This window comes from Achromobacter sp. JCM 18799 (assembly GCF_055395645.1).
In genome coordinates this window covers 3,392,921-3,406,559 of record NZ_AP043866.1, presented here as the reverse complement: position 1 = coordinate 3,406,559, position 13,639 = coordinate 3,392,921, and the positions used below count along the sequence as shown (strand labels likewise).

The 13,639-nt window shown below is 65.6% G+C and carries 15 protein-coding genes; 9 read left to right on the top strand and 6 right to left on the bottom strand.

Features of this window, described 5'->3' with window-relative positions:
• The first annotated feature begins 9 nt into the window (after positions 1-9).
• Both ACZ5YA_RS16105 and ACZ5YA_RS16100 read left to right on the top strand, forming a co-directional pair.
• The gene (locus ACZ5YA_RS16105; RefSeq protein ID WP_059378728.1) at positions 10-798 is read left to right on the top strand and encodes an alpha/beta fold hydrolase; all 789 of its coding nucleotides are present in this window, start codon (positions 10-12) and stop codon (positions 796-798) included.
• Between the two features lie 90 nt (positions 799-888).
• Positions 889-1,893: a Dyp-type peroxidase gene (locus ACZ5YA_RS16100; protein WP_464092767.1), complete on the top strand. Its 1,005-nt coding sequence runs from the start codon at positions 889-891 to the stop codon at positions 1,891-1,893.
• A 28-nt stretch (positions 1,894-1,921) separates the two neighbouring features.
• Here ACZ5YA_RS16100 and ACZ5YA_RS16095 read toward each other — a convergent pair whose 3' ends face one another.
• A complete protein-coding gene (locus ACZ5YA_RS16095; protein ID WP_118932937.1) occupies positions 1,922-2,698 on the bottom strand; it encodes a bestrophin-like domain in 777 nt (258 codons plus the stop codon).
• A 158-nt stretch (positions 2,699-2,856) separates the two neighbouring features.
• On the opposite strand from ACZ5YA_RS16095, the gene ACZ5YA_RS16090 reads away from it, so the two are divergent.
• The 3 genes from ACZ5YA_RS16090 to ACZ5YA_RS16080 all read left to right on the top strand — a co-directional run bounded on the left by ACZ5YA_RS16090 (position 2,857) and on the right by ACZ5YA_RS16080 (position 6,830).
• Positions 2,857-3,906: an NADP(H)-dependent aldo-keto reductase gene (locus tag ACZ5YA_RS16090; RefSeq protein ID WP_059378734.1), complete on the top strand. Its 1,050-nt coding sequence runs from the start codon at positions 2,857-2,859 to the stop codon at positions 3,904-3,906.
• A 191-nt stretch (positions 3,907-4,097) separates the two neighbouring features.
• Positions 4,098-4,529 (top strand): YciI family protein, encoded by a 432-nt coding sequence (locus tag ACZ5YA_RS16085; protein ID WP_059378736.1) that lies wholly within the window; start codon positions 4,098-4,100, stop codon positions 4,527-4,529.
• A gap of 111 nt (positions 4,530-4,640) precedes the next feature.
• Positions 4,641-6,830 (top strand): TonB-dependent siderophore receptor, encoded by a 2,190-nt coding sequence (locus tag ACZ5YA_RS16080; protein WP_464092766.1) that lies wholly within the window; start codon positions 4,641-4,643, stop codon positions 6,828-6,830.
• Here the strand turns inward: ACZ5YA_RS16080 and ACZ5YA_RS16075 are convergent.
• On the bottom strand, positions 6,820-7,638 hold the full coding sequence (locus tag ACZ5YA_RS16075) for a metallophosphoesterase (RefSeq protein WP_251879408.1): 819 nt from the start codon (positions 7,636-7,638) through the stop codon (positions 6,820-6,822). The two genes, ACZ5YA_RS16080 and ACZ5YA_RS16075, sit on opposite strands and share 11 nt — an antisense overlap.
• Positions 7,639-7,737: 99 nt before the next feature.
• On the opposite strand from ACZ5YA_RS16075, the gene ACZ5YA_RS16070 reads away from it, so the two are divergent.
• The 3 genes from ACZ5YA_RS16070 (at position 7,738) to ACZ5YA_RS16060 (ending at position 9,895) form a co-directional block, all read left to right on the top strand.
• A complete protein-coding gene (locus tag ACZ5YA_RS16070) occupies positions 7,738-8,148 on the top strand; it encodes a lysozyme inhibitor LprI family protein (protein WP_059378742.1) in 411 nt (136 codons plus the stop codon).
• 8 nt (positions 8,149-8,156) lie between these two features.
• Positions 8,157-8,801, top strand: a complete 645-nt coding sequence (locus ACZ5YA_RS16065; RefSeq protein ID WP_464092765.1) for a DNA-3-methyladenine glycosylase I — start codon at positions 8,157-8,159, stop codon at positions 8,799-8,801.
• A gap of 86 nt (positions 8,802-8,887) precedes the next feature.
• Positions 8,888-9,895, top strand: a complete 1,008-nt coding sequence (locus tag ACZ5YA_RS16060) for a bifunctional helix-turn-helix transcriptional regulator/GNAT family N-acetyltransferase (protein ID WP_464092764.1) — start codon at positions 8,888-8,890, stop codon at positions 9,893-9,895.
• Here the strand turns inward: ACZ5YA_RS16060 and ACZ5YA_RS16055 are convergent.
• The 4 genes from ACZ5YA_RS16055 to ACZ5YA_RS16040 form a co-directional block, all read right to left on the bottom strand.
• Positions 9,863-10,558 carry a pentapeptide repeat-containing protein gene (locus tag ACZ5YA_RS16055; protein ID WP_118932941.1) on the bottom strand — a complete coding sequence of 232 codons (696 nt, stop codon included), beginning with the start codon at positions 10,556-10,558 and terminating at the stop codon, positions 9,863-9,865. The two genes, ACZ5YA_RS16060 and ACZ5YA_RS16055, sit on opposite strands and share 33 nt — an antisense overlap.
• Positions 10,559-10,597: 39 nt before the next feature.
• A complete protein-coding gene (locus ACZ5YA_RS16050; RefSeq protein ID WP_464092763.1) occupies positions 10,598-11,248 on the bottom strand; it encodes a response regulator in 651 nt (216 codons plus the stop codon).
• Between the two features lie 164 nt (positions 11,249-11,412).
• Entirely contained in the window at positions 11,413-11,829 is a 417-nt protein-coding gene (gene gvpU, locus ACZ5YA_RS16045; protein ID WP_187523982.1) for a gas vesicle accessory protein GvpU, read from the bottom strand.
• 99 nt (positions 11,830-11,928) lie between these two features.
• Complete coding sequence (locus ACZ5YA_RS16040) at positions 11,929-12,912, bottom strand: helix-turn-helix transcriptional regulator (RefSeq protein WP_059378755.1); 984 nt, start codon at positions 12,910-12,912, stop codon at positions 11,929-11,931.
• 118 nt (positions 12,913-13,030) lie between these two features.
• On the opposite strand from ACZ5YA_RS16040, the gene ACZ5YA_RS16035 reads away from it, so the two are divergent.
• Positions 13,031-13,636 (top strand): glutathione S-transferase family protein, encoded by a 606-nt coding sequence (locus ACZ5YA_RS16035; RefSeq protein WP_464092762.1) that lies wholly within the window; start codon positions 13,031-13,033, stop codon positions 13,634-13,636.
• Positions 13,637-13,639: the final 3 nt, after the last annotated feature.

Below are 13,639 nucleotides of genomic sequence, written 5' to 3'. Positions count from 1 at the left end.
GGACTTTTCATGCTTGCCATTACCAGCCAGGATGTCTACGTGCACACCAGCCAGGGCCGCCTTTTCGCGCGGCGCTGGGACCCCGCCGGGGAGGCCGCCGCCGCAGCGCCCATCGTGCTGTTCCATGATTCGCTGGGTTGCGTGGAGTTGTGGCGGGATTTTCCCGAACAACTGGCGCAGGCCACCGGGCGCAGCGTCATCGCCTATGACCGCCTGGGCTTTGGCCGCTCCGATCCCAATACCGCCGTGTTCGAACCCGGCTTTGTGCAAGACGAAGCCCAGGACGGATTCCGCAGCCTGCGCGCAGCGCTGGGCGTCGGCCCCTATGTGGGGTTCGGTCACAGCGTGGGCGGTGGCATGGCCGTCTGCAGCGCTGGCGTGTACGCAGAAGATTGCCGGGCGCTGATCACCGAGTCCGCGCAGATGTTTGCCGAAGACCGCACGCTGGAAGGCATCCGGGCCGCCAAGCGGAACTTCGCCGAACCCGGCCAGCTGGACCGCCTGAAGAAGTACCACGGCGAGAAAGCCGAATGGGTGCTGGGCGCGTGGATCAACACCTGGCTGTCGCCCGAGTTTGCCGCCTGGAACCTGGACGAGCAATTGCGCCAGGTGCGTTGCCCCGTGCTTGCCCTGCATGGCGAAATCGACGAGTACGGTTCCCCCAAGCACCAGGAAAAGATCGCGGCGCTGGCCGGCGGCCGCCCCGTGCTGCTGGAGAACTGCGGGCATGTGCCGCACCGCGAGCAAAGCCGCATCGTGCTGGATGTGGTGAGCGAGTGGTTGAGGGCGGTGCCGTAACCAATCGGGTGCGCCCATACACAGTCCGCGCTTAGAATCAGACTAGCCCTTCCGCGCCGCCGCGCTCGCTTTCTTGAGGTCCCCGATCCGATGTCTGACCGTCAACCCGTATCCCAAGCCGTCCACAACACGACTACCCGCCACGCGATTTTCATTGTGGCCACGCTCAACGAGGGCGCCGCCGCCGCCGAAACCGTGCGCGGCTGGTGCGCCGATGTCGGCGGCCTCGTCCGCACCGTGGGCACGCGCGCGCCCGAGCAGAATCTTTCCTGTGTCACCGCCTTCGGCTCCACGGCCTGGGACACGCTTTTCGGCGCGCCGCGCCCCACCGCGCTGCATCCTTTCCGCGAGTTCGGTTCGGGCGAACGACTGGCCGTCGCGACGCCGGGTGACCTGCTGCTGCATATCCGCGCCGACTCGATGGATTTCTGTTTCGAACTGGCCACCTTGCTGCTGGGCGGCCTGGGCGATGCCGTGACGGTCGTGGATGAAGTCCACGGCTTTCGCTATTTCGACCGGCGCGCCATCATCGGCTTCGTGGACGGGACCGAGAATCCGGAAGGGCAGGAGGCGTTCGACTTCACCGTCATCGGCGACGAAGATGCCGAGTTCGCCGGCGGCAGCTACGTGCTGGTGCAGAAGTACCTGCACGACATGAAGGCCTGGAATGCGCTGACGGTCGAAGGCCAGGAAGGGGTCATCGGCCGCCACAAGTGGTCCAACGTGGAACTCGACGACGACATCAAGCCCTCGTCCTCGCACAGCGCCCTGACGACCATCGAGGAAAACGGCCAGGAACTGAAAATCCTGCGCGACAACATGCCGTTCGGCCGGCCGGGATCCGGGGAATTCGGCACCTACTTCATCGGCTACGCGCGTTCGCCGCGTCCCATCGAGCTGATGCTGGAGAACATGTTCGTCGGACGTCCGCCCGGCAATTACGACCGCCTGCTCGATTTCAGCCACGCGGTCACGGGCGGCCTGTTCTTCGTGCCGTCGTCAGAGTTGCTGGAAGCGCTTGCCGAGCGCAGCCCGGCGGCCTGTGCGGACGCGGGCGAGCCTGCGACCGCTGCCCTGGCCAGCAAGGCGAACTGAAGCTCCAGGCCTGGCGCAGGGGCGCTGCCTACCGCTCCTGCTCCAGCGTTGCCTTCATCCGCACCATGCTTTCCTGGCTGACCATGATGACGCCGCTGGCTGGCTGGTCGATGTCCAGGATGAAGGTCAGCACCAGGGAAATCAGCGTGGCGAACAGGCCGGTCGAGATCAGCCGCCTGCGCTTGTGCAACCCCGTGCCGTAGGCGATGAAACCCATTGCGCCGCCGGTGACGATGAAGAGCAGATAGAAGACGGGCTCGGGCACGTGGTTTTCCAGCGCGACGCGGCGCTTTTCGTTGACCTGCGCCATTTCGTTGATAGCCTGGATGAACATGACCGTGGATATCGAGGGCGGATTCTCCAGGACGCTCGCAGCCGTGCTCCGGATCTGGCGCTCGATGCGCCGCGAGGCCGCGCCGGCTGCCGCCAGGCGCTCCTTGTCGTTGTCGGCGTCGCTGAACTCCAGCGCCGTCGTCGTGTACTCCAGCAAGAGCTTGGCGATGGGTTCGCGCGCGGCCGCAGGCAGCAGCTGCGAGCGCCAGTAGGCATTGCCGATGGCGTTGGCCTCTTCCAGCACCAGGTTCTTGCGCGTCTCGAAACGCGTCACCGACATCGCGAAGGTAAAGCCCAGCAGCAGCGCCAACAGGCCCAGCAAGGCGGTCTGGAGCGCGCCGATATGGGTCTTGGCGGCGTCGTCGGATGCGCGGCGGCGCTTGCGCCCCAACCGGAAGCCCAGCTCGATGATGGCCAGGCAAACGATGACGCAGATGAAAAACACGTAGGTTTCATCAATTTCGCGCAGCACGTTGATTTCCGGTGGTTATTTGCGGATAGAGCGTATGCCGAGTGCGGCGCGGCGGGCAAGGGGCGAATAACCCGCAGCCGCGGAACCTTGCCAGGTATTTGAAAAGCGTCTTGGAGTAAGGTGTCGCTTCCCTTGTAAGCGACAGCACGGAGCAGAAATTGAAATACCGCAAACTCGGCCGTACCGACCTGGATGTCAGCCTGATCGGACTGGGCACCATGACCTGGGGCGAGCAGAACACCGAAGCCGAGGCGCACCAGCAGCTCGACTACGCCCTGGAGCGTGGCATCAATCTGGTTGACGTCGCCGAAATGTATCCCGTGCCGCCCAAGCCCGAAACGCAGGGCCTGACCGAAACCTATATCGGCACCTGGCTGGCGCGCAGCAAGCGCCGCCAGGACATCGTGCTGGCCAGCAAGGTGGCGGGCCCCGTGCGCGACGCGAAGCGCCCTGGCCACATCCGCGACGGCAAGACCCACCTGGACCGCAAGAACCTCACCGCGGCGCTGGACGCCAGCCTGAAGCGCCTGCAGACGGACTACCTGGACCTGTATCAGCTGCATTGGCCCGACCGCACGACGGCCACCTTCGGCAAGCTGTCCTATCCCTGGGTCCAGGACGAATACACCGTGCCGATCGAGGAAACCCTGGAAGTGCTGCAGGACTTCGTGCGGGCCGGCAAGGTGCGCCACATTGGCGTGTCCAATGAAACGCCCTGGGGCGTGGGGCAGTTCCTGCGTCATGCCGAGAACAAGGGCTTGCCGCGTATTGCAACCATCCAGAACGCCTACAGCCTGTTGAACCGCGTCTACGAGATCGGTTTGTCCGAGTACTCGCACCACGAAGGCGTGGGCTTGCTGGCCTACTCGCCGCTGGCGATGGGCATGCTTTGCGGCAAGTATCTGGACGGCGCGCGCCCGGCCGGCGCCCGCCTGACGCTCTATACGCGCTTCACCCGCTACAGCAACGAGCAGGCCGAGATCGCCACCCGCGCCTACGTCGAGCTGGCGCGCGCGCACGGCATTTCGCCCACGCACCTGGCGCTGGCCTGGGTCAACCAGCGCCCCTTCGTCACCAGCAACCTGATCGGCGCCACCACGCTGGAACAGCTGAAGGAGAACATCGACAGCGTGGACGTGACCCTCTCGACCGAGGCGCTGGAGGCAATCGACAAGATCCACGCGCGCCAGCCAAATCCCGCCCCGTGATGCGCTGACCGCCCCGTCCGCCATGGCGGCCAGAACCCATGACGCTTTCCGGGGCGTCATGGGTTTTTTCATGGAGGATGCCGATCCGGCCACGGATACACTTTTTTTCCTGGCGGCTGTCGATTTCGTCTGGCGCGGTTCGTCGTGTCGATGGAGCATGCAAGTTCCACCATCCACACAAGGAGACCGAGATGCGATTCATGGTTCAAGTCAGGGCCACCGCCGATAGCGAGGCAGGGGTAATGCCCACCCAGCAACTGCTGGCCGACATGGGGCGGTACAACGAGGAGCTGGTCAAGGCGGGCGTGATGCTGGCGGGCGACGGCCTGAAACCCAGTTCCAAGGGCGCGCGGGTGCATTTTTCCGGTAGCAGCAGGCAGGTGATAGACGGCCCCTTCGCGGAAACCAAGGAGCTGATCGCCGGCTACTGGCTCTGGGAGTGCGCCTCGCTGCAGGAGGCGATCGAATGGGTCAAGCGCTGCCCCAATCCGATGCCCGGCCCGTCCGATATCGAGATCCGTCCGCTGTACGAGGCCGATGACTTCGGCGAGGAGTTCACGGCGGAGCTGCGCGCCCAGGAGGAGCGGCTGCGCGATCAGTTGGAGAAAGCGTCCAAGCAGTGAACCGCAGGGCCAGAGCGGCATGGGGAAGTTCGCAGTTAATAATATAATTGCGAATCAGTCTTATTTATAAGAAATTGCCATTTCTTCCCCTCCCGCTCTGGAGAATTCAACGTGGTCCGTCCCGCTTCCGCCAGGAAGTGCCGCGCGCGCAAGCACGCGCGGCATGCAGTTGCGCCCTATGCCCTAGCCCTGACCCTGGGCATCGTTCATTCCGCGGGCGTCCATGCCCAGGGCGCCACGGCGCCGCCGCCCAAGGACGCGGGGGATGCGCAAGGCGTGGCTCAGTTGCCGGCGGTGACCGTCAACGCGACCTCGGTGGACGACACGCTGGAACATCTGTCCGCGCCGGTGAACAGCGGGGCGTTGGGCAACCGCAGCCAGCTGGAGACGCCGTTTTCCACGACCGTGGTCACTGCCGCGGATATCGAGGAGCGGCAGGTCAACAAGCTGGGCGACGTGTTCGCCCTGGACGCATCCGTCACCGACAACAGCGCCTCCTATGGGGCCTGGGCAAGCTACTTGAGCGTACGCGGCCTGCCGCTGGATTGGCAGAATTCCTACCGCATCGACGGCAAGCCCTTCCTTAGCTACGTCACGACCTTGCCTTACGAGCACTTCGAGCAGATCGACCTGCTCAAGGGCGCATCCGGTTTCATGTACGGCTTCGGATCGCCGGGCGGCTTGATCAACTACGTCACCAAGAAGCCGACCGACGAGCCGGTGCGCAGCATCGAACTGGGTTATGTGTCCAAGGGACTTTTGCGCGAACACGTCGACCTGGGCGGACGCGTGGGCGGCGACGGCCGGTTCGGCTATCGCCTGAACGCCACGCACGAAGAAGGCAATACCTACAACGGCGGCTCGTTGTACCGGGATTCGGTGTCGCTGGCGCTGGACGCCCGCCTGACCGACAAGCTGAGCTGGGACTTCCAGTCCATCTACCAGAACCGCAAGGCGATCGGCCAGGAGCCGACCATCTACGCCGGGCAGATGGCGGGCTCGGAGCTGCCGCCGCCGGTGCGCAACGACAACGGCAGGATGGTGGGCGAGGGGCCGTATGCGGACAATAAATTCCGCTTCTACTCGACCGGACTGAAGTACCAGCTGTCTTCCGATTGGTCGGTGCGCACCGACTACAGCTACAGCTCCACCCGTACCCGGCGCAATGAATCGGTGCTGTTCCTGCAGAACCAGGCGGGCGACTACCAGGACTACCGCTCGGACTACGGCGAGGCCTATGCCTACAACCAATGGCAAGGCATGCTCGAAGGCCGGTTCAGCACCGGCCCGCTGAAACACCTGGTGGTGGCGGGCGCGTCGTGGCAAAAGCAGAAGAACGACTACAGCGTCGACGGCGTGTACCAGCTGCAAGGCACGGGCAACCTGCGCACGCAGAACACCAACACCTATTACAGCCAGGGCGGCCTGGATCTGTACCGCGCCGCCGAGATCACGCAGAAGGCGCTGTTCGCGAGCGACACCATCGATCTGACCGGCGGCTGGTCCGTGCTGGGCGGCCTGCGCTACACCGACTACGAACAGGTCGGCTTCAATGCGGCGGGCGCGCGCAATTCGCGCTACGAAAAGAACGGCGTGCTGACGCCGACGGTGGCGCTGATGTACAACATTACGCCGCAGACCATGGCCTATGCCAGCTACATCGAGTCGCTGGAGCCGGGTTCGTCGGTGGGCAATACCTACGCCAACTTCGGCGCGCTGCTGGACCCGCTCAAGAGCAAGCAGTATGAACTGGGCATCAAGACCAACCAGGACGGCTGGGCCGCCACGGCGGCGCTGTTCCGCATCGAGAAGAAGGCGGAATACACCAACGCCGCCAACGAGCTGGTGCAGGACGGCAAGTCGATCTACCAAGGCCTGGAACTGGGCGCCTCCACGCGCATTGCGACGAATTGGAACGTGGGCGGCAGCCTGATGTTCCTGGACTCGGAATACAAGAAGGGCTCCAGCTTCACCGGCAACCGCGTCGCGGGCGCGCCCAAGTTCGTCGCCGCCGCCCAGGTTGCGTATTCGGTGCCGCAATTGCCTGGCCTTAAGCTCAGGGCCGACGTGAAGTACACCGGCAGCACCATGTTGGGCGCTTCGAACGCGGTCCAGGTACCCGACTACGCCATCGTCAACATCGGCGCCACCTACGACACGCGCATCTACGGCTACGAAACCACGTTCCGCGCGGGCATCAACAATCTGGCCGACAAGCGTTACTGGCTATACCAGTCGCCGGACTACGTGAAGGCGGGCGACCCGCGCACCTATGCCTTGAGCGCCAGCCTCAAGTTCTAGGCGCCGTCACGTCCCACAGGCGGTCAGGCGCAAAGTCCTGCTGTTCGCCCTTCTTGGCGTAGCCCAGCGGATTGGCCACGATGCGGCAGCCATTCTTCACATAGTCCTGCGGACAGTGGAGATGGCCGTGCATCCAGACGTCGGCCAGGGGCAGCAGGGCGTCCAGCGCATTGCAGAACCCCGCTGTGCCGGGGGTGACGCCGTAACGCGGATCCGCGCTCGCCAAGGTGGGGGCGAAGTGAGTAATGGCCACGGTGGGGCCGTCGTGCGGCGTGCGCAGCGCGTCTTGCAGCCATTGCTGGCAGAGCAGCCCCTGTTCGCGCATCTGCTCGGCCATGAAGGGCGCGCCGTTGCGGCGCATCTCGGCCTTTTCCAGATAGAAGTCCGCCGCGCGGAAAGCTTTTTCGCGCTTCTTCAATGCCCCGCCGACGGTGTCGCCGGGCGCGGCCAGCGCGTCGAAGTCCGTCCACAGCGTGGTGCCGACAAAGCGCACGCCATCGATGACCAGCGTCTCGCGCTCCAGCCAGTGGATGCCGAGTTCGCCGCAAAGCTCGCGCAGCCGCGCGTGGGTCTCATCGAAATCGACGTTGTCGTATTCGTGATTGCCGGGGACATAGACCACGGGCGTGGGCCAGCCCTTGTTCGGCGCATAGCTGCCCAGGCCGAAGTCGTCGCCGGTCATGAGCGAGCCGCGGCGGTACGAGCCGACGTCTCCGGCCAGCACCAGCAGATCGGCGCCGGGCGCGGGCCGGGCCAGGAAATCAGGATCGGTTTCAAGGTGCAGGTCGGAGAGCAATTGGATCTTCATAGCCGCCATCTTAGGCCACCGGCGGCCCAGCCGCCGCTGCGAGGGGTCTTTGTTCCATGCGACACTTTCCGGGTTCACCAGCCATACAGGAGGAATTCCATGCGTATCGCCATCATGACCGCCGCTGCCGCGCTTGCGTTGGCCGCAAGCGCGCAGGCGCAGCCGCTGGATTGCGGCAACGCGGCCACGCAGACGGACATGAGCCTGTGCGCCGACCAGGCGTACCGCAAGTCCGACGCCGCCCTGAACGCTGCCTACAAGGAAGTGACCGCGCGCCTGAAGAACGACAGGGCCGCGACGACCCAGCTGCATGCCGCCCAGAAGGCCTGGCTGTTCTTTCGCGATGCGGAGTGCGCCTTCGCGTCCAGCAGCACGTCCGGCGGCAGCGCCTATCCCATGACGCTGAGCCTGTGCCTGGACAAGCTGACGCAGGCGCGCACCAAGGAGTTGCAGGCCTACCTGAAGTGCGAGGAAGGCGACCTGAGCTGCCCGGTGCCGGGCAAGCAGTAAGCCGCCGCATGAAGACCGATGAGATGAGCAAGAGCGATCCGGGCCTGATCACCGACGAGCAGGGCGTGGCGCGCTGCTTCTGGCAGCCGTCCATGCCCGACTATCACGACCACGAATGGGGCAGGCCGGTGGCGGATGACCGCCGCCTGTACGAGAAGATCTGCCTGGAGGGCTTTCAGGCCGGCATGGCGTGGATCACGATCCTGCGCAAGCGCGAGGCGTTCCGCGCGGCCTTCGACGACTTCGACTTCGAGCGGGTGGCGCGCTACACGGAGCGCGACGTCGAGCGCCTGATGGGCGACGCGGGCATCGTGCGCAACCGTGGCAAGATCGTGTCCGCCATCAACAATGCCAAGCGCGCACGCGCCCTGGCCGACGAAACGGGTTCATTGTCGGCCTGGCTCTGGAGCCATGAGCCGCCGGCCCAGGACCGCCCCGCGACCGTGGACCTGGATTACTGGAACGGCAATCCGACCTCGCCGGCGTCGGCGGCGCTGTCGCGCGACCTGAAGAAGCGCGGTTGGACCTTCGTGGGCCCGACGACCATGTACGCCTTCATGCAGGCCGTGGGCATGGTCAACGATCACATGAGCGGCTGCATCTGCCGCCAGGCGGTCGAGGCGGCGCGGGCGGGGTTCAAGCGGCCGAAATAGGCAGCGGCAGGGCTGGCGCAAAATAAGTTGAGTTGGTTGCGATTCGCAAGTATATTGGTTGCGAACCGCAACTTTAAGGGCGCGCCATGGACTTGATCGACACCCCCATCCAATCTCGCGATCAGACCATCCGGGATCTGCGGGAGTTCTCCCGCAAACTGGTGCGCGAGCTGGGCTTCATGCGCAGCTCGCTGGCCGGCAGCGAGCTGGCGCCGTCCGCCGTGCACGCCATCATCGAGATCGGCCTGCAGCCGGGCATCCAGGCGCGCGACCTGGCGGCCATCCTCAGGCTGGACAAGTCCAATACCAGCCGGCAGGTCGCCAAGCTGGAATCCGCCGGGCTGTTGACGCGCGAGGCCGACAGTGCAGACGCGCGCTCGTCGCGGCTGTACCTGAGCGCGGAGGGAGCCCGGCTGCGTACGCAGATCGACCAGTTCGCCACCGACCAGGTTTCGCGGGCATTGCGTCAACTGGCGCCCGAGGACCAGCAGTCGCTGATCCGCTTTCTTTCCCTGTATGCCGACGCCCTGTCGCACGAGAACCCCAACGCCGCGCCCGCCGTCACGGGCGGCATCGCCGAGCAGATCCACGCCGGCTACCTGCCCGGCTGCATCGGCGACGTGGCCAGCCTGCATGCGCGCTATTACGCGCAGGCCTCGGGATTCGGCGTGTACTTCGAACGTAAGGTGGCGACCGAGCTGGCCGAGTTCGCCGAAGGCCTGCCCGCCGCCGGCAAGAACATCTGGCTGTACGCGGACAACGGCAGGACGCTGGCCTCCATCGTCATCGATGGCGATCTTGCCGCCCGCGAAGCGCATCTGCGCTGGTTCATCGTCGACGAGTCGCTGCGCGGCATGGGCGTGGGCCGCGCCCTGCTGGAGCGGGCCATGGCGTTTGTCGACGCTCACTACGACGAGACCTACCTGTGGACTTTCAAGGGGCTGGATGCGGCCAGGCATCTCTACGAGGCAGCCGGCTTCACGCTGGCCGAGGAGTCCGAAGGCCGCCAGTGGGGCAGCGTGGTGGTCGAACAGCGCTTTGTCCGCCGCGGGCGGCGCGCCTCAGATCACGCTGATGCGCAGCTCGGCCAGTAGGGCTGCCGCCTGAGTCTTGGATATGGTGGCGCCTGCCAGGCGCGCGGCCGAATTCAGGTCGAGGCCGCCCAGGTCGGCTTCGCGCAGGTCGGCGCCTTCGAAGCGGACATTCTTCAGGATGGCGTTGCGCAGGCTGCCGCCATGGAACACGGTGTCGCGGAAATCGCTGCCGGTCAGGTCGGCATCGGAGCAGTCCAGGTGCCGCACATCGGTCTTGCGAAACGACACGCCACGCAGCAGCGCGCCGACCAGCAGGCATTCCTCCAGCGACCAGCCCAGGCAGGCGATGCCGTCGAAGTCGCTGCCGGTGAGCTTGCAGCCCTGGAAACGGGCAGCGGCCAGCCGGGCGCGGCGCCAGTTGGCATTGTTGAGATCGCAGTTTTCAAAGACGGCATCGCTGGCGTCGCACGAGGCGAAATCCACCTGGCCGCCGCGGCAGCGCAGCCAGACGGCGTCCGCCAGCGTGGCGCCCTGAAAGGAGGCGCCAGCGATCGCGCAGGCCGTCAATTGCAGGCCGCGCAAATCCAGGCGCGAGAAATCCGCGTCCTGGAAGTCGCAGTCCTGGAACGAGAGCGGGCGGCCCGCCGAGCGTTCGATCATGGCCTGCATCAGCTTGCGGTCCACTTCCTGGCCCGTCACCGTCTCGATTGATTCTTGCGTCATGTCGCAAGTTCCTGCCTGAATTTCTGGAAAGGGGACAGCCTACTGGAAGATTTCGCTTTCGACGCAGAAGGCGATCAGTTCCTGGTCGGTGCGGACGTTGAGCTTGCGCATGGCCGAGATCTTCTGGCCGCTGACTGTCTTGACGCTGCGCTTCAAGGCGTCGGCCACCTGCATCATGGATTCGCCGCGGATGAAGTGGCGCAGCACTTCGAATTCCTTGGGCGACAGGCTGTTGATGCGTTCACCGATGAACTTGCTGCGCTCATCGGCGACGCCGTCGCGCTGGAAGCCGGGCGGATAGTACTTGCGGCCGGCATGCAGCGTTTCCAGCGCGGTCATGATCTCGGTGAGGTTGTCGCGCTTGAGCACCACCGCGGCCACGCCGGCGTCGTAGAGCGCCGAGATGATCATGGAATTCGACACCATGGTCAGCACCACGATCTGGACTTCCGGGTAATGCCGCGTCAGGTATTTGACCAGGCGGATGCCGTCACCGTAGGTGTCGTCGCCGGGCATGGAATAGTCGGTGATCACCACGTGCGGCATATCGCGTTGCAGGTGCTGGACCAGCGCGGTCGGCCCGGACAGGGTGGCCGTGACCTCGAAATTGAGGTCCTTTTCCAGCAGGTCGCGCATCCCCATCAAGACCAGGGGATGGTCGTCAACCAGGACGATACGGAGTCTTTCCATGCGGGGGAGTGACTTCAAGCGAGCCCTTGCCGCAACTGGGGAGATGGCGGTCGGACTCATGGTTGGGGGGAGGCAAACCGATAGCGTAGTGGTTTTTGCGTAGCGGCGCGCCCCGCGCCCGAGAACCGGGGCGGGGAACGCGCGCAACAGGGAGATCGGCGGCCTCAGCCGGCCGCTTCTTCTTGCAGGCGGCCCAGGACGAAGCCGTCGACAGCGCTGGTGCGGCCGCGCCACAGCGTGGGCTGTCCGGCGATGGGGGTGCCGTCGGCAGTGAAGAACAGCGCGTCGGCGAGATGGATGTAGTTCGGCAGCGGGTCGGCGGGTTGGGGCACGCGGAAGACGTCGCCCAGTTCCGCCAGCGAGGCATGCACGGCCTTGCGGGTGGCGTCGTCCACCTTGTCCAGCGAGTCCGTGAAGCTGGCGGCGAAGCTGTCGAAGTACTCCGCGCCGGACACGATGGAACCCGACACCAGCATGCCGCCCATCTGCAGGGTCACGCCGATGCTCTCGATCTGGCTGCCGTTGTTCACCAGGTTGACGAGAAATTGCAGGAAGGCGTCGGCGTCGGGAACGTTGCTCATGGCGTGATTCTTGGAAATGTTTGGAAAGCAATCAAGATACTCGAATCGCGGGCGAAATACACAGAATGGGATAGGCCGAAAAACAACCAAATCCGACCGCTATCTCCCCGCTTTGGGAGCTGTCATTTTTTCCAGGCTGCGCCCCAGCCGTTCGCTGGCCAGCCGCAGGCGGTCCTGCAGCGCCGCAGGCGCCAGCACCTCGAATTCGACGTCCAGCGCCATCAGCCAGTAAACCAGCGCGTCCAGGCTGGGCACGGCGCATTGCAGCACGCAGCGCGCTTCGTCCAGCGCGTCGATCTGGCCGGCGCCCGGCGGGATGCGCGCAGCCATGACGGCGCGCGGCGCATGCAGGACCACGCGCGCCGGTTCCGGATGCGGCGCCATGTTGACCGAGCGCGAGACATAGGCGCGCAGGTCGCCGCCTTCGGGCGGCGGGCGCGGGGCGAAATGCGCGCCGACTTCCGGGGCGCCCGCGATGCGGTCGATACGGAAGGTGCGCCAGTCCTCGCGCGCGGGATCCCAGGCCACCAGATACCAACGGTATCCGGTATGCGCCAAGCCTTGCGGCTCCACCAGCCGGGTGCTGGCCCGGCCCTTGCCGTCCGCATAGTCGAAGCCGACTCGCAATTGGTCGCGGCAGGCGGCTGCCAGCGTGGCCAGCAGGGTGGCGTCGACGGCAGCGCCGTCGCGCGGGATCGGCACGATGGCCGAGCGCAGGGCGTCGACCCGGTGGCGCAGGCGCTGAGGCATGACCTGCTCCAGCTTCACCAGCGCCCGCAGCGCGGTTTCCTCGATGCCGCCCACCGTGCCCGTGGCGGCCGTGCGCAGGGTGAGCGCCACGGCCAGCGCTTCATCGTCGTCCAGCAGCAGGGGCGGCAGCGCCTTCCCCGCGCGAAAGGCATAGCCGCCGGCCACGCCGCTGCTGGCATGGACGGGGTAGCCCAGTTCGCGCAGCTTGTCGATGTCGCGCCGCAGGGTGCGGGGGTGAATCGCCAGCGTCGCGGCCAGCTCGGTTCCGGCCCAATGGCGGCGGGTCTGCAGCAGCGACAGCAGGCGCAGGAGGCGGTTGCTGGAAGTAAGCATGGCGGCACGATAACGCGTATCGAGGGCGGAATCTGTCCTCAATGGATTCTACATTGGCTCCCGTAGTCAGCGGCAGGGGCCGCGACGCACATCCCTTGATTGAATTGGAGATTCGCCCATGTCTATCGTTTTCTATTGGCACCCCATGTCCAGCGCAACCCCGGTGGCTTGCGCGCTTGCCGAACTGGCCGTGCCGCACGAACGCGTGAAGGTGGACATCAGGACGGGGGAACAGCATCGTCCCGAATTCCTGGCGCTCAATCCGAACGGCAAGGTCCCCACGCTGACGGTGGACGGCGCTCCCTTGTTCGAAACCTTGGCGATACAGCTATGGCTGGGAGAGCGCTACGGCGTGGAACGCGGCCTGTGGCCCGCCGCCGACACGCCCGAACGCCTGCTGGCGATGTCGTGGTGCGCCTGGTCCTATGTCAGCTACGGTGCGGCGGTGACGCGCCTGTATCTCGCCACGCAGGGCGCAGACGCGCCCGGCGGCGCCGAGGCCGAACGCGTACTGGACGACGCGGACGCGTTGCTGGCCGTGCTGGACGGCCATCTGGCGCGGCAACCCTGGATTTTGGGCGCGGCCTACTCGCTGGCCGACCTGGTGGTCGGTTCGGTGATCGGCTATAGCGCCTATCTGGGCGCCAGGGTGGCGTCGCATCCGCATGTGCGGGCGTGGATGGACCGGGTCCAGGCCCGGCCCGCCATGCAGATCGACGCTTAGCGC

What these genes read in the sequence shown, in the direction of transcription:
- ACZ5YA_RS16105 (WP_059378728.1), top strand. Translation starts at nt 10, where the DNA reads ATGCTTGCCATTACCAGCCAGGATGTCTACGTGCACACCAGCCAGGGC.
- ACZ5YA_RS16100 (WP_464092767.1), top strand. Translation starts at nt 889, where the DNA reads ATGTCTGACCGTCAACCCGTATCCCAAGCCGTCCACAACACGACTACC.
- ACZ5YA_RS16085 (WP_059378736.1), top strand. Translation starts at nt 4,098, where the DNA reads ATGCGATTCATGGTTCAAGTCAGGGCCACCGCCGATAGCGAGGCAGGG.
- ACZ5YA_RS16075 (WP_251879408.1), bottom strand. Translation starts at nt 7,638, where the DNA reads ATGAAGATCCAATTGCTCTCCGACCTGCACCTTGAAACCGATCCTGAT.
- ACZ5YA_RS16070 (WP_059378742.1), top strand. Translation starts at nt 7,738, where the DNA reads ATGCGTATCGCCATCATGACCGCCGCTGCCGCGCTTGCGTTGGCCGCA.
- ACZ5YA_RS16065 (WP_464092765.1), top strand. Translation starts at nt 8,157, where the DNA reads ATGAAGACCGATGAGATGAGCAAGAGCGATCCGGGCCTGATCACCGAC.
- ACZ5YA_RS16060 (WP_464092764.1), top strand. Translation starts at nt 8,888, where the DNA reads ATGGACTTGATCGACACCCCCATCCAATCTCGCGATCAGACCATCCGG.
- ACZ5YA_RS16055 (WP_118932941.1), bottom strand. Translation starts at nt 10,558, where the DNA reads ATGACGCAAGAATCAATCGAGACGGTGACGGGCCAGGAAGTGGACCGC.
- ACZ5YA_RS16050 (WP_464092763.1), bottom strand. Translation starts at nt 11,248, where the DNA reads ATGGAAAGACTCCGTATCGTCCTGGTTGACGACCATCCCCTGGTCTTG.
- gvpU (WP_187523982.1), bottom strand. Translation starts at nt 11,829, where the DNA reads ATGAGCAACGTTCCCGACGCCGACGCCTTCCTGCAATTTCTCGTCAAC.
- ACZ5YA_RS16040 (WP_059378755.1), bottom strand. Translation starts at nt 12,912, where the DNA reads ATGCTTACTTCCAGCAACCGCCTCCTGCGCCTGCTGTCGCTGCTGCAG.
- ACZ5YA_RS16035 (WP_464092762.1), top strand. Translation starts at nt 13,031, where the DNA reads ATGTCTATCGTTTTCTATTGGCACCCCATGTCCAGCGCAACCCCGGTG.